Source organism: Cellulomonas fimi (genome assembly GCF_012952065.1).
In the GTDB taxonomy this organism is placed as follows: Bacteria; Actinomycetota; Actinomycetes; order Actinomycetales; family Cellulomonadaceae; genus Pengzhenrongella; species Pengzhenrongella fimi_A.
In genome coordinates this window covers 1-14,536 of record NZ_JABCJJ010000001.1, presented here as the reverse complement: position 1 = coordinate 14,536, position 14,536 = coordinate 1, and the positions used below count along the sequence as shown (strand labels likewise).

The window sequence follows — 14,536 nt, the reverse complement described above, 5'->3', positions numbered from 1 at the left end:
GCCCCGAGAGCCGGTTCAGTCCTGGCAGGTCGGGCACCAGTAGAGGTTCCGACCGGCCATCGTCTCGACCTGGATCGGCGTCCCGCACACGTAGCACGGCAGCCCGGCGCGCTTGTAGACCCAGTGGCGCGCCGTCTGGTCCGCGAGCGCGAGGGCGTGTGCGTCGTCGTCCAGGCCGTCGCGCGTCATCATGACGCCGCGCCGCACGCCGTCGGCCAGCAGCTCGGTCCAGTCGCGCCACAGCCCGCGCGCGACCTCGGCCGGTACTGTGCGCCCGCGGGTGTGCGGGTCGAGGCGCGCGCGGAACAGGATCTCGGCGCGGTAGACGTTGCCGATCCCGCTCACGACGGCCTGGTCCATGAGCAGCTGGCCGACGGGCGTCGCGCGCGACGTCAGGCGCTCGACGAAGACGGCCTCCGCCTCGGGGCCGGGGTCGACCATCGGGTCCGGGCCGAGGCGGGCCATCGCGACGGCGACCTCGTCCGGCTGAAGCACCTCGCACGCCGTCGGACCGCGCAGGTCCGCGAGGCTCTCCTCCGTCAGCAGCCGCACGCGGACCTGGCCGATCGGCGGCGGCGGGAACTCGGGCGCGGCGACGTCGTCGCCGTCGCGGAGCGGCAGCTCGCCCTCGCCCATCCGCACGGCCCGCGCCGCGCGCGGTGCGCCCATCGAGCCGAGCACAGGGCTCTCCGGGTGGACCGGTGAGATGCGGCCGCGGAAGTCCCAGGCCCCGTAGAGGCCGAGGTGCACGCGGAGCCAGCGGTCGTCGTCGAACCCGAGGAAGAGCTGCTTGCCGATCGCCCGGGACTCGACCATCGTCGACCCGTCCAGCAGCGCGGCTCCCGCGGCGAAGCGCCCCTGCGGTGAGCTGGCGGCGATGCGGTGCCCGACGAAGTCGGCGCGGAACTGGAGCGCGATGCGGTGGACGGTATGACCCTCGGGCACGGTCACGAGGCTACGCGGCGCGCGGCGCTCGTCGCGCGGCGCTCGTCGCGGTGCTCGCCGGCGTCGCCTGACCGCGGGCGGTCCGAGCGGGCGTAAACCGGGAGGTTCCGGGCAATTGACGCATCCAGGAGTGCGGCGGGACAGTGGCAGGGCCGCGGGTGGCATCGACACGCGCCCCCCATCACCGACCCGTCCTCGGCACGTCAGCCAGGGTCGACCCGCGGGTGGAGGTCTGCCATGCATCGACTCCGCACGGCCCTCATCGGGGCTGTCACCACATGTCTCGTGCTACCCCTGGGCGTCGGCTCGGTGGCGGCAGCGGTCGACCCCGACGACGTCACGGTCCTCGCGGACGGCCTCGACAACCCCCGCGGGCTGGCCTTCTCGCGCTCGGGCGACCTGTACGTCGCGCAGTCCGGCGCGGGCGGCGACGGCCCCTGCTTCGCGGGAGCCGAAGGGCCCACCTGCCTCGGACCCACGGGCGCGATCTCGAAGCTGCAGCTCGGCCTCGACCGCCATGGCCACCAGCACGGTGACGGCTCCCTCGTGGACGTGGTCACCGGCCTGCCCTCGCTCGGGCTCGCCGGCACGGGCGACAACGCCATCGGCCCCTCCGACGTCGCGTTCGACAGCCAGGGCCGGCTGCTCGCGACGATCGGGCTCGGCGCCGACCCCGGGATCATCGCGACCGACCCGGGCGCATCCGGCGGCGGCCTCGGCGGCAGCGACCTCGCGCGGCAGCTCGCGTCGGTGAACTGGGTCGACGTCGAGGACGGGGCCGTCGAGAAGCTCGCCGACATCGCGGCGTTCGAGAGCGCGGAGAACCCGGACCAGGTCTTCCCCGACCTCGGGCTGATCGACACCAACCCCTACGCGATCGCCGCACGCGGCAACAAGCGCGTCGTCGCCGACGCCGGAGGCAACTCGCTGCTCCAGGTCGACCGCGACGGCAGCGTCGACGTCCTCGCAGTGTTCGAGAGCGAGGCGCCGGTGCAGAACCCCTTCGCACCCCCGGGCGAGATGGTCCGCGCCCAGCCGGTGCCGAACGCCGTCACCCCCGGGCCCGACGGCGCGTTCTACGTCGGCCAGCTCACCGGTTTCCCCTTCACGACCGGGACGGCGACGGTCTGGCGCGTCAAGCCCGGTCAGGCACCGACGGTCTATGCCGACGGGTTCACGCACATCATCGACCTGGCCTTCACCGACGACGGCGATCTGCTCGTGCTGGAGATCGCCCGGACCAGCCTGTTCGACGTGCTGATCCTCGGCTCGGGCGACTGGACCGGGGAGCTGATCCAGGTGGATCGCAAGACGGGCCAGCACACCACGCTGCTCACGGATCCCCTGTTCGCGCCGGGCGGCCTCGCGGTGCGCGGCGACCACGCGTACATCGCGAACCGGTCGATCGTCGCCGGTGAGGGGGAGATCATCCGGGTCCCGCTCGGCTGATCGTGCCGCGCACACGAGCCCGTGGCCGGCGACGTCGCGGCCACGGGCGCGAGCGGCTCGCGGGCCTGGGGCGTCGGCCTGCTCCGGCGTAGCCTCGAAGGCATGTGCCGAAACATCCGACCGCTGCACAACTTCGAGCCGCACGCGACCAGCGACGAGGTCCACGCCGCGGCGCTCCAGTTCGTGCGCAAGGTCAGCGGGACCACCAAGCCGTCGCAGGCGAACCGCGAGGCGTTCGACCGCGCGGTCGAGGAGGTGGCGCACGCGACGCACCACCTGCTCGAGGCGCTCGTCACGAACGCCCCGCCGAAGGACCGCGAGGTCGAGGCCGCCAAGCGGAAGGCCCGCTCGGCCGACAGGTACGCCGCCAGCGCCTGAGCCGGCTCCCTGCGCCGGCCCGCGCGCGTCGGACGGCCCGCACGACGTCCGACGCCTGCACGACGAAGGACCCGGACCCTCGCGAGGGTCCGGGTCCTGCCGGGTGGCGTCCGGGGACATCGAGCGCGGTAGCGGTGGGATTTGAACCCACGGTGGACTTTCACCCACACACGCTTTCGAGGCGTGCTCCTTAGGCCGCTCGGACACGCTACCGCGGGGAACGATACCGGCTCCGGGCCGCTCAGTCCGAATCGAGCGTGCCCCAGCCCGACGGGAGACCCGGACGTACCCTCGTGCGGTGACGCAGCCGACCCTCCAGCCCGAGGACGACGTCGCGCGCGCGCTCGACGTGCTCGCCGGTCGCCGCCTGGCCGTGCTCACCGGTGCGGGTCTCTCGACCGACTCCGGCATCCCGGACTACCGCGGCCCGGACTCACCGCCCCGCACGCCCATGACCTACCAGCAGTTCGTCGGCGACCCCGCGTTCCGCCGCCACTACTGGGCGCGCAACCACGTCGGCTGGGCGCACGTGCACCGCACCCGACCCAACCCCGGCCACCGCGCGCTGGCCGCGATGGAGGCGCGCGGCGTCGTCGTCGGCGTGATCACCCAGAACGTCGACCTGCTGCACGAGGAGGCCGGCTCGCGGAACGTCATCGACCTGCACGGGCGCTACGACCGCGTGATCTGCCTCAGCTGCGGCACCGTCATCCCGCGTGCGGAGCTCGCCGAGCGGCTCGAGGCGCTCAACCCGGGGTTCCTCGAGTCGGTCGGCGAGGTGGGCGACGTCGAGATCGCGCCCGACGCCGACGCCGTCATCGAGGCCACGTCGCACTTCGTGCCCGCCGACTGCGAGCGCTGCGGCGGTGTCCTCAAGCCCGAGATCGTCTACTTCGGCGAGAACGTGCCGCGCGAGCGCGTCGAACGCGCCTACGCGATGGTGGACGACGCCGGGTCGCTGCTGGTTGCCGGGTCGTCGCTCACCGTGATGTCGGGGCTGCGGTTCGTGCGCCACGCGGCCAGGCGCGGGACACCGGTCGTGATCGTCAACCGTGGCGCGACCCGCGGCGACCCGCTCGCGACGGTCAAGGTCGACGCCGGCACGTCCGAGACCCTGACCCGCCTGGCCAGCGAGCTCCCGACCCCCCGTCTCGCTGCGCCCGAGGGCGGTTTCAGCGCGTAGAAGCGCAAGAACCTCCCGGAGTCCGCCCCCGTCGGGCGACGGCTCAGCGGTGGCGGGCGAAGAACTCGCGCAGGAGGGCCGCGCACTCCGCCTCGCGCACGCCGCCGACGACCTCGACGCGGTGGTTGACCCGGCGGTCGCGCACCACGTCCCACTGCGACCCGCACGCACCCGCCTTCGGGTCCCACGCGCCGAGGACGAGCCGGGGCACACGCGCCAGCACGGTCGCCCCGGCGCACATCAGGCACGGCTCGAGCGTCACCACGAGCGTGCAGTCGTCGAGCCGCCACCGGCCGAGCGTCGCGGACGCCTCCCGGAGCGCGAGCAGCTCGGCGTGCGCGGTCGGGTCGGCGGCGGCCTCGCGCGCGTTGTGCCCGCGGCCCACCACGGCGCCGCCAGGCCCGACGACGACGGCGCCCACCGGCACGTCGGCCGACGCCAGCGCGAGTCGCGCCTCGGCGAGGGCCAGACCCATCCACCGCGCGTCGTCGTCGGTCCCCAGCACGCCGCCATCCTCCCCCACGCCACCGTCCCGTCCCCGCAACGTCCGCACTCCGTGGGGCCCTGACCCCCTCGAGTGCGGACGCAACGTGTGACGAGCGGGGCGGTAGGTTTGGCGCCATGCGCCTGCACGTCGCGGACCACCCGCTCGTCGCCCACAAGCTCACCGTCCTGCGGAACCAGGACACCGAGTCACCCACCTTCCGGCTCCTGGTCGACGAGCTGGTCACGCTCCTGGCGTACGAGGCGACGCGCGAGGTCCGCACCGAGCCCCACTCGATCACGACGCCGGTCGCCGAGACCGTCGGCACGAAGATCGCCGGCCCCCGACCGCTCGTCGTCCCGATCCTGCGCGCGGGCCTCGGCATGCTCGACGGCATGACGCGGCTGCTGCCGACCGCCGAGGTCGGGTTCCTGGGGATGCAGCGCGACGAGACCACGCTCGAGGCCATCACGTACGCCAACCGGCTCCCCGAGGACCTCTCGGGCCGCCAGTGCTTCCTGCTCGACCCGATGCTCGCGACCGGCGGCACGCTCGTCGCCGCGATCGACTTCCTGTTCGACCGGGGCGCGCGCGACGTCACCGCCGTCTGCCTGCTGGCCGCGCCCGAGGGGCTCGACGTGCTCGAGAAGGCGGTGGGCGACCGGGTCGACGTCAAGGTCGTGGTCGCGGCGGTCGACGAGCGGCTCGACGAGAAGGCGTACATCGTGCCCGGCCTCGGCGACGCGGGCGACCGCCTGTACGGCGTCGTCTGACCCGACCCGCCTCGGGACCCCGCCGCCCAGGGCGTGAGACGCGGTGGATTTCCTTTGGCCGTGTCGGTGACGGCTGGCAGGCTGGACCACGTGACCCGCCCGCCGCACGCGCCCGACGCCGAACCGGCGTACCTGCGCGCCGCCGCATCCGCGTCCGTCACGTGCTGTCGGTCCTGACTGCGACCCGGTCCGACCGATCCAGCTCGGCGCGTGTCACCCGCCGGCCCCCTGACTGAGAGCCTCCCGTGAAGAACACCCTCGCCCCTGTGCCCACCACCGACGCCACCCCGACCGCGCCGCACGGCGCCGGCTTCGTGCTCACGGTCGACGTCGACGACGACGCCTTCCGCAACGACCCCGCCGCCCTGCGCGAGCTGGTCGAGGCCGCGGAGACCCTCAAGGAGCTCGCCGACGAGCTGCTCCCCCGTGCGGACACCGTCACGACCCTGTCGCTGACGACGCCCGAGCACTGACCCCGCTCCCCTGCGCCTACCCGGACGCGTGACGGGGCGGGACCCGCGAAGGTCCCGCCCCGTCGTCGGACGTCGTCGGCTCAGAACGCCGCGATGACCTCGCCGTCGGGCCAGCGCTCCTCGATGAAGGCCTTGACCTCGGGCGAGTGCAGCAGCTCGTCGAGCTTCACGATCGCCTCGTTGTCCTTGTCCTCCGCGCGGACGGCGAGGAAGTTGGCGTACGGGTTGTCCTCGCCCGACTCGATCACGAGCGAGTCGGTGGCCGGGTTCAGACCCGCCTCGAGCGCGAAGTTCCCGTTGATGATCGCCGCGTCGACGTCCTGGAGCGCGCGTGCCAGCTGCTCCGGCGCGGTCTCGATGAACTCGAGGTTCCTCGGGTTGTCGGCGATGTCGAGCAGCGTCGGCTCCACGTCGCCGGTGTCCTCGAGGGTGATCAGGTCGTTCGCCACGAGCAGGTCGAGCGCGCGCGGCTGGTTGCCCGGGTCGTTGGTGATCCCGATCGTCGCGCCGTCCGGGATCGCGTCGAGCGAGGTGTACTTCTCCGAGTACAGCGCGTACGGCTCGATGTGGACGCCCTCGAAGCGGGCGAAGTCGTAACCCTGCGCCTCGACCTGCGACTCGAAGTACGGAAGGTGCTGGAAGTAGTTCGCGTCGAGCTCACCTTCGGCGAGAGCGGTGTTCGGCAGCACGTAGTCGTCGAACGTCTCGATCTCGAGGTCCAGCCCCGCGTCGGCGGCGAGCTCGCTGTCGACGAACTCGAGGATCTCGGCGTGCGGGGTGGGGCTGGCGCCCACGACCAGGGTCGTGACGCCGTCGGCGTCGGCGGTCGGCGAGTCGCCCGCCGGGTCCGCGCTCCCGCACGCGGTGAGCGCGAGGGCAGCGGCGGCGGCCAGGGCGAGAGCCTTCGGGTACTTCATGGAGGTGTTCCTTTCGTACGAGCGCCCGGGCGGGCGCCGAGGCGAGGGTCGGGCGGCGTCCGTCCGGGTCGGTCCGGGCGGCCTCAGCGGTGGTCGAGTCGGCGGGCCGTCAGGTCCCCGATCACCTGGACGGCCACGACGAGGACGGTGATCACGGCGACGCACGCGATCATCACGGACGGGTCGAAGCGCTGGTAGCCGTACGAGATCGCGAGCGCACCGAGCCCCCCGCCGCCGATCACGCCTGCCATGGCGGAGTACCCGACCAGCGCGATCACGGTCACCGTGAGCCCCGCGACGATCGCCGGGAGCGCCTCGCGCACGAGCACGCCGCCGATGATCTTGGTCCGTGTCGAGCCCATGACGCGGGCGGCCTCGACCTTCCCGGGGCTCACCTCGCGCAGCGCGGTCTCGACCAGGCGCGCGTAGAACGGGATCGCTCCGAGGGTCAGCGGGACGACGGCCGCCTCCCAGCCGAGCGACGTGCCCACGACCCAGCGGGTGAACGGGATCACCGCGATCATGAGGATCAGGAACGGCACCGACCGCCCGAAGTTGACCACGACGCCGACGACGGAGCTCACCACCCGCTGGGGAGCGAGGCCGCCGGGGGCGGTGGCGTGGAGCAGCACGCCGAGCGGGAGCCCGACCAGCGCCGTCAGCAGCGAGGACACCGCGACCATCGCGACCGTCTCGTAGGTCGCCTCGGGCAGCATCTGCTGGATGACGCGGTTGTTCGCGAGCTCGTCCCACCAGCTCATCGGGTCGCCACCTCCGCGTGGACGCCGGCCGCGTGCAGCCGCCCGAGCGCGGCGGTGACCTCGTCGGCGGGCAGGTCGAGCTGGAGCCGTCCGACCCGGCGGCCGGCGAGGGTCTCGATCGTGCCCGCGGCGATCTCGACCTGGGTGCCCAGGTCGGCGACGGCCGCGAGCACGTCGTGCGTCGCGACGTCGTCGGTCGAGTAGGCCACCTCGACGAGCGAGCGCTCGTCGCCCAGCGGGAGGTCGGGGACCGGGATCAGCTCGCGCGCGAGCCGGGACCCGTACGCACCGACCACCTCACCGAGCGGCCCGTGCTCGACGACGCGCCCGTGCTCGAGCAGCGTCACCGAGTCGCAGATCTCGCGGACCACCCCCATCTCGTGGGTGATGAGCACGACCGTGATCCCGAGCCGGTCGCGCAGGTCGCGGATGAGGGCGAGGATCTGGCGCGTCGTCGCGGAGTCGAGCGCCGACGTCGGCTCGTCGCACAGCAGCACCGCCGGCTCGGTCGCGAGCGCGCGGGCGATGCCGACGCGCTGCTTCTGGCCGCCCGAGAGCTGCGCGGGGTAGGCGTCGGCCCGCTCGCCCAGCCCGACGAGGTCGAGGAGCTCGGCGACCCGGACGGCACGTTGCGCCTTCGGCACCCCGGCGACCTCGAGCGGGTACGCCACGTTCGCCGCGATCGTGCGCGAGTCGAACAGGTTGACGTGCTGGAACACCATGCCGATACGCCGGCGCGCGCTGCGCAGGCGCGACTCGGGCAGGTCGGAGAGCACCTCGCCGTCCACCGTGACCGACCCCGACGTCGGCCGCTCGAGCCCGGTGAGGCAGCGGATCAGCGTCGACTTCCCCGCACCGGAACGACCGACGATCCCGTGGATCGCCCCGCGCGGCACGCTCAGGTCGATGCCGTCGAGCGCGACGACGTCGCGGCCGGGGGTCGGGTACACCTTGCGCAGCGCACGCAGCTCGATCTGCGGGCGCGCGCCCTGGGGCTCGATCTGCGGGCGTGCGCCTCGGGGCTCGCTCATGAGGTCCTCGCGGGGGTGCGGTGGGGCGGCCGACGACGGCGCGGTGGCCGGGTGCGGGTCGCGTGGCGGCTGTGCCGGGGGCGGGTCGGGGGACGGCGGACCGTCCGGAGCGGCGCTGCTCAGCGCGCCGCGGGAGCGCTCAGCTCAACAGCAGCGCGTGCCCGGGCAGCACATTCGCCCCGCGGCAGTCGCCGCGCAGCGAGCAGTGGTCCGGGTGGGAGGCATGCGCCCAGTGTCGCACGCGGCAAGTCGTGGGATGACTGTGTCCATCAGGCGGACAGCGCGTCTCGATCCGCCGGGACGCCGGTGCGCCCGGGCTGGGCCGACGATGTCAGACCCTCGGAGGACGATGGGACGTATGCACAGCTCAGCCACGGTCGTCCACAGCGATCCACAATGCCGTGCACAGGAATACGCACATGTTGTGGGTGGTTGTTCATGAGACCACTACATCTAGCGCGCCGGTCATTGCCCCGAGACCGGTCGCGGGATAGCGTCGTCGTCCAGATCGCGTGCCGGGTACTGACCGGTGACCGACCGTCGAAGCCAGTCGGCCCGCCCGGGTCGTTCATCACCAGCAGTCGCGAGGACCTAGCGCCGTGACCATCACCGACCCGTCCAAGGACGCCCTGACCGCCGCCGTCAGCCCCGGCGGCGCCTCGGGGGCGGGGGCCCCCGGGACCTCGGGGGCGGGCGCCCCCGGGACCTCGGAGCCGAGCTCGCCGCTCGACAGCGCGAAGCCCGGGCAGATCCACGTCACCAAGCGCGACGGCACCCGCGAGCTCTACAACGCGGACAAGATCAACCAGGCGATCGTGAAGGCTGCGGCGGGCCTCGACGACCACGTCGCGAAGGCGATGCAGGTCGCGGCCGAGCTCGCCATCACGCTCTTCGACGGGATCACCACCGAGCAGCTCGACGAGGCCGCCATCGGCGTCGCGGTCCAGAACGTCAAGGACGACCCCGACTTCGACACGATCGCCGCCCGACTGCTGCGCAAGGTGATCAACAAGCGCGTGCTGGGCAACTACGAGAGCGACGTCGAGATGGTGCTGCTGCACCGGGCGCGCTTCCCCGGCTACATCCGCGAAGCCGTCGAGCAGGGCCTGCTCGACGAGCGGCTGGTCACCCACTTCGACCTCGACCGCCTCGCCGCGGCGATCGACCCGTCGCGTGACGACCTGCTGCGCTACATCGGCACGGTCACCATGCGGAACCGCTACATGATCAACGACCGCAAGGGCCGCGCGCTCGAGGTGCCGCAGTACTTCTGGATGCGCGTGTCGATGGGGCTCGCGCTGAACGAGACGGAACCGACGCAGTGGGCGATCCGCTTCTACGACAAGATCTCGCGCCTCGACTACCTGCCGGCCGGGTCGACCCTGGTCAACGCGGGCACGTCCTACCCCCAGCTCTCCAACTGCTTCGTCATGCAGATGGAGGACGACATCGAGCACATCGCGAAGTCCGTTCGTGACGTGATGTGGCTGACCAAGGGGACCGGCGGCATCGGGCTGTCGGTCACCAAGCTGCGGTCCGAGGGGTCGCCGATCCGGTCCAACAACACGGCGTCGACGGGCCCGATCCCGTTCATGCACACGATCGACTCGACGCTCCGCGCGGTCTCGCGCGGGGGCAAGAAGTTCGGCGCGCTGGCGTTCTACATGGAGAACTGGCACCTCGACTTCGACCAGTTCCTGGACCTGCGTCAGAACTCGGGCGACCCGTACCGGCGCACGCGCACGGCCAACACCGCCGTGTGGATCTCTGACGAGTTCATGAAGCGCGTCGCGGCCGACGCCGACTGGTACCTGTTCGACCCGGCTGAGACGCCCGACCTCGTCGAGCTGGTCGGCTCCGCGTTCTCGGAGCGGTACGCCTCCTACGTGTCGATGGCCGAGGCGGGCCGCATGCGCGCGTTCAAGCGCATCAAGGCGCGCGAGCAGTACAACGCGATCCTCGTGACGCTCCAGACCACGTCGCACCCGTGGCTGACGTGGAAGGACACGATCAACCTCCGGGCGCTCAACGACAACACGGGCACGATCCACCTCTCGAACCTCTGCACCGAGATCTGCCTGCCCCAGGACCGGGACAACATCGCGGTCTGCAACCTCGCGTCGATCAACCTCTCCGAGCACCTCGTGCCCGCGCCGGGCACCGAGGGCGGAGAGCCCGGCGCCCTGGCCTTCGACTGGGACCGCATGAGGACGTCGGTCGAGCTCGCCGTCCGGCAGCTCGACAACCTCGTCGACATCACGCTGTCCTCGGTCTCCGAGTCGGAGCACGCGAACAGGGAGAACCGCGCCGTCGGGCTCGGGATCATGGGCTTCACCGACGTGACCGAGCGGCTCGGCTACGCGTACGAGTCCGAGGAGGCGTACGCGCTGATCGACGAGCTCGTCGAGTTCATCAGCTACCACGCGATCGACGCGAGCGCCGGTCTCGCGCGCGAGCGCGGGTCGTACGCGCACTTCGAGGGGTCGGGCTGGTCGAAGGGGCTGGTCCCGTTCGACACGATCGCCCGGGTCGAGGCCGACCGCGGCGTGCCCGTCCAGGTCGACCGCACCATGCGCCTCGACTGGGACGTGCTGCGGGAGAAGGTTCGCGCCGGGATGCGGAACGCGACGCTCATGGCGATCGCTCCGACGGCGTCGATCGGCCTCGTCGCAGGCACGACGCCGGGGCTCGACCCGCAGTTCTCGCAGATCTTCTCGCGGGCGACCAGCTCCGGGAAGTTCCTCGAGGTGAACCGCAACCTGGTCCACGACCTGCAGCGGCTCGGTCTCTGGGAGCAGGTGCGGGACCACCTGCTCGCCGCCCAGGGTGACCTGAGCCAGGTCCCCGGCGTGCCCGACCACCTGCGCGAGGTCTACAGGACGTCGTTCCAGCTCACCCCGTACGCGTTCATCGAGGTCGCGGCCCGGGCCCAGAAGTGGATCGACCAGGCGATCAGCCGGAACATCTACCTCGAGACGCGCGACGTCTCCCAGATGGCGAGGCTCTACTCCGCGGCCTGGGAGCGCGGCGTCAAGACGACGTACTACCTCCACGTGAAGCCGCGGCACACGGCGGAGCAGTCGACCGTGCGGGTCAACAAGGCGGAGGCGCGACCGTCGGGCACGCCGATCGGCACGGTCCCGGCGCCGACCGCGACCTCCGCGTCGCCGTCACCGCGCCGGGGATTCGGCTTCGGCAAGGCCACGGGCACGACGGCGCCCGCCGCCCCGGCCGATGCGGTCGAATCGGTCGGCGCTGGTCCGGTCGGCGCTGGTTCCGTCGACGCCGTTCCGGTCGATGCCGTTCGGGTCGACTCCGTTCCGATCGACCCCGTGAACCCGGTCGACGGTGCAGCGGGTGCCGTCCCCGCTCCGCGGACACGTGCGCGCGGCTTCGGCGCGGTGGCGTCGCCAACCGCCTCGGCCCCTGTAGCTCAACCGGCTCCGGCTGCCGCCGCTGCTCCCGCGCCTGGTCCTGTCCCTGCTGAGGCCGCGCCGTCGGGCTTCACCGTCCCGAACGGGGTCGCAGCCCTTCCCGCGATCGAGCCCGTCCCGACCGGGCAGGACGACCTCGAGATGGTCGACGGCGTCGCCTGCCCGGTCGACCCCATGGAACGGCTGCAGTGCGACTCGTGCCAGTAGCCACCTGACCGTCCCCGCCCGCCGGCGGCCGGCTCCCCTCCGGTCGGCCGCCGCACCCGAAGGAGAACCTCTTGTCTCACCAGATGCTCGGCACCGGGATCTCGGAAGGCCTGCTGCTCAAGCCGGTCCGGTACCAGTGGGCCATGGACCTGTACGAGCAGGCCGTCGCGAACACGTGGTTCCCGAACGAGATCCAGCTCGGCGAGGACCTCGCGGACTTCAAGCGCATGACGGACCAGGAGAAGCACGCCGTCACGTTCCTGATGTCGTACTTCAACCCCAACGAGCTCCTCGTGAACAAGGCGCTCGCGTTCGGCGTGTACCCCTACATCAACGCTCCCGAGGCGCACCTGTACCTCGCGAAGCAGATGTGGGAGGAGGCCAACCACTGCATGTCGTTCGAGTACGTCCTCGAGACGTTCCCGATCGACCGGACCGAGGCGTACGAGTCGCACGTCACGGTTCCCTCGATGGCCGCCAAGGAGGCCTTCGAGGTGAAGTACATCAAGCGCATGACGGAAGAGCGGCTCGACATCACGACGACGGAGGGCAAACGGGACTTCGTCCGGAACCTCGTCGCGTACAACATCATCCTCGAGGGCATCTGGTTCTACTCGGGGTTCATGGTGGCGCTGAGCTTTCGGCAGCGGAACCTGCTCCGGAACTTCGGGTCGCTCATGGACTGGATCGTCCGGGACGAGTCCCTGCACCTGAAGTTCGGGATCAACCTCATCCTCACGGTGCTCGAGGAGAACGAGGACCTGCAGACGCAGGAGTTCGCGGACGAGATCCGCCAGATGATCCTCGACGCCGTGGTGATGGAGGAGCAGTACAACCGCGACCTGCTGCCGAACGGGATCCTCGGCCTCAACGCCGAGTACGTGAACCAGTACGTCAAGTACCTGGCCGACCGTCGCCTCGAGGAGCTCGGCTTCGACCCGCACTACAGGGTGTCAAACCCCGCGAAGTGGATGGCTGCCGCCAACGACACCCTGCAGCTCGTCAACTTCTTCGAGGCCACGAACACCTCCTACGAGGTCAACGCGCGATCAGGGAGCTGACGCCCCCGCACCCGGTGCGCCGTAGCACCCGGTGGCTGCGACGGAGACGCGTGGCACGGTCACACCGCGCCGATCGCCACGACCATCCGGTACTGCTCCGACACCTCGCCGGAGCGGAGCGTGAGCCCGAGGCCGGCCGCCGCGGTGGCGTCCACGGTCTCGGAGGCGGCGACCGTCACGACCAAGCCAACGGCCGAGCGTCCCGCCAGCTGCGGGAGCCGGCACAGCACCTCGCTCGGCCCGCCGTCGCAGGCCCACGGTGACGTCTCGGGATCGGCGAAGCTGACGCCGTGGGGCAGGTCGAGCAGGGCGGTGACGCCGAAGGCCGCCAGAGAGCCGCGATTCGCGATGACGAACGCCAGATCACCGAGGCGACCGGCCGTGAGCACGAGGTCGGCGGCGGGTGCGGCGTCGAACGAGGCAGGGGTCGCCGCACCGCCTCCGACGCCGGGATCACCCGACGTCGGCGCGTCGCCCGACGGCCGGGACTCGCCGGACGACGCCGGATCGGCGGCCGGTGGGCTCCCCTCGGAGGCCGGGTTCTCCGCGGCCGGGTTCTCCGCGGCCGGGTTCTCCGCGGCCGGGTTCTTCGCGGAAGGGTTCCCCGCGGAAGGGTTCCCCGCGGAAGGGGTCCCCGCGGGAGCTGGGTCCGTAGGCGGCGGGTCGGCCGGCACCGGGTCTGCGGGTAGAGGCTCGGCAGGTGCTGGATCCGCGGGCGGGAGCACAGGCTCTGGCTCGGCGGTCGGCGTCGGCTCGCCGGCCGGAGCGGCCTCCGGCGCCGCGGTCGGCCCGCTGGCCGTCGTCGTGCCCGTCGATGCGGGTGGAGTCGGCTCTGCTGCGGGCCTGAGGTCGTCGGCGGCGCTGGTGCCCGCCCTCGGCGAGGGCTGCCCGCTGGTGCCCGCGCTCGGCGAGGGCTGCCCGGGGACGGGCACCTGGACCGGCGCGCCGGCGACCACCGGCGTCGCCGCCGCAGGTGCTCGCTCCGCAGCGGCGACGGTTGTCGCGTGCCGCGCGGAACGGTTGTCCTCCGTGAACGCACCCGTCGCGCCACCGACCGCGAGAGATGCCCCCACCACCCCAGCGACCACCGCGCTCATGACGCCGGCCGGGCCCGACGCCGCGACGGTGCCCACGGTCGCAGCCGTAGCCGCCGTGGCCCCTGCGACGCTCCCGACTCCGGTGAGGATGCCCGCCGTCCCGGTCGACCCCAGCACACCCGCGCCGCCCAGCAGGCCGGCCCCCGACAGCCCGCCGAGTCCTGCCGCCGCCCCACCGACAGCCGCTCCACCCGCCGTCGCACCACCGACAGCCGCTCCACCCGCAGCCAGGCCGCCGGCAACCCCGCCGGCCGTCGCAGCACCACCCACGGCGGCACCGCCGGCCGCTCCGGCAGCCGCGCCACCCGCGGCCGCTCCGGCAGCCGCGCCACCGGCAGCCGCG

Annotated in this window: 12 protein-coding genes, 1 tRNA gene and 1 pseudogene; 7 read left to right on the top strand and 7 right to left on the bottom strand. The window is 72.3% G+C overall.

All coding sequences use genetic code 11. The features are described from left to right. Positions 1-15: 15 nt before the first annotated feature. Positions 16-945, bottom strand: coding sequence for an Fpg/Nei family DNA glycosylase (locus HIR71_RS00070; RefSeq protein ID WP_169322579.1), 930 nt, complete (start codon positions 943-945; stop codon positions 16-18). 237 nt (positions 946-1,182) lie between these two features. On the opposite strand from HIR71_RS00070, the gene HIR71_RS00065 reads away from it, so the two are divergent. Beyond that, positions 1,183-2,394 carry a ScyD/ScyE family protein gene (locus HIR71_RS00065; RefSeq protein WP_169322578.1) on the top strand — a complete coding sequence of 404 codons (1,212 nt, stop codon included), beginning with the start codon at positions 1,183-1,185 and terminating at the stop codon, positions 2,392-2,394. A 102-nt stretch (positions 2,395-2,496) separates the two neighbouring features. Next, positions 2,497-2,772 carry a DUF2277 domain-containing protein gene (locus HIR71_RS00060; RefSeq protein WP_169322577.1) on the top strand — a complete coding sequence of 92 codons (276 nt, stop codon included), beginning with the start codon at positions 2,497-2,499 and terminating at the stop codon, positions 2,770-2,772. Between the two features lie 126 nt (positions 2,773-2,898). On the opposite strand, the gene HIR71_RS00055 is transcribed toward HIR71_RS00060, so the two are convergent. Next, a tRNA-Ser gene (locus tag HIR71_RS00055) sits at positions 2,899-2,985 on the bottom strand. An 85-nt stretch (positions 2,986-3,070) separates the two neighbouring features. Between HIR71_RS00055 and HIR71_RS00050 the strand changes: the two genes are divergently transcribed. Further along, positions 3,071-3,955: an NAD-dependent protein deacetylase gene (locus HIR71_RS00050; protein ID WP_169322576.1), complete on the top strand. Its 885-nt coding sequence runs from the start codon at positions 3,071-3,073 to the stop codon at positions 3,953-3,955. A gap of 43 nt (positions 3,956-3,998) precedes the next feature. On the opposite strand, the gene tadA is transcribed toward HIR71_RS00050, so the two are convergent. Next, positions 3,999-4,460 (bottom strand): tRNA adenosine(34) deaminase TadA, encoded by a 462-nt coding sequence (gene tadA, locus HIR71_RS00045; RefSeq protein WP_311835989.1) that lies wholly within the window; start codon positions 4,458-4,460, stop codon positions 3,999-4,001. A 116-nt stretch (positions 4,461-4,576) separates the two neighbouring features. Here tadA and upp point away from each other — a divergent pair, with 116 nt between their 5' ends. Beyond that, positions 4,577-5,212 carry a uracil phosphoribosyltransferase gene (gene upp, locus HIR71_RS00040; protein WP_169322575.1) on the top strand — a complete coding sequence of 212 codons (636 nt, stop codon included), beginning with the start codon at positions 4,577-4,579 and terminating at the stop codon, positions 5,210-5,212. A gap of 266 nt (positions 5,213-5,478) precedes the next feature. Next, positions 5,479-5,685 carry a hypothetical protein gene (locus tag HIR71_RS00035; protein ID WP_169322574.1) on the top strand — a complete coding sequence of 69 codons (207 nt, stop codon included), beginning with the start codon at positions 5,479-5,481 and terminating at the stop codon, positions 5,683-5,685. 80 nt (positions 5,686-5,765) lie between these two features. Here HIR71_RS00035 and HIR71_RS00030 read toward each other — a convergent pair whose 3' ends face one another. The 3 genes from HIR71_RS00030 to HIR71_RS00020 form a co-directional block, all read right to left on the bottom strand. Next, a complete protein-coding gene (locus tag HIR71_RS00030) occupies positions 5,766-6,602 on the bottom strand; it encodes a MetQ/NlpA family ABC transporter substrate-binding protein (protein WP_169322573.1) in 837 nt (278 codons plus the stop codon). A gap of 83 nt (positions 6,603-6,685) precedes the next feature. Beyond that, the gene (locus tag HIR71_RS00025) at positions 6,686-7,363 is read right to left on the bottom strand and encodes a methionine ABC transporter permease (RefSeq protein ID WP_169322572.1); all 678 of its coding nucleotides are present in this window, start codon (positions 7,361-7,363) and stop codon (positions 6,686-6,688) included. Beyond that, positions 7,360-8,394 (bottom strand): methionine ABC transporter ATP-binding protein, encoded by a 1,035-nt coding sequence (locus HIR71_RS00020; RefSeq protein WP_169322571.1) that lies wholly within the window; start codon positions 8,392-8,394, stop codon positions 7,360-7,362. The genes HIR71_RS00025 and HIR71_RS00020 overlap by 4 nt, the downstream gene beginning before the upstream one ends. Positions 8,395-9,143: 749 nt before the next feature. On the opposite strand from HIR71_RS00020, the gene HIR71_RS00015 reads away from it, so the two are divergent. Continuing rightward, positions 9,144-12,035, top strand: coding sequence for a ribonucleoside-diphosphate reductase subunit alpha (locus tag HIR71_RS00015; RefSeq protein WP_169322830.1), 2,892 nt, complete (start codon positions 9,144-9,146; stop codon positions 12,033-12,035). A gap of 83 nt (positions 12,036-12,118) precedes the next feature. Beyond that, complete coding sequence (locus HIR71_RS00010) at positions 12,119-13,096, top strand: ribonucleotide-diphosphate reductase subunit beta (RefSeq protein ID WP_169322829.1); 978 nt, start codon at positions 12,119-12,121, stop codon at positions 13,094-13,096. A 59-nt stretch (positions 13,097-13,155) separates the two neighbouring features. Here the strand turns inward: HIR71_RS00010 and HIR71_RS17080 are convergent. Further along, positions 13,156-14,536 (bottom strand): annotated as a pseudogene (locus HIR71_RS17080) (hypothetical protein); the annotation flags it as partial.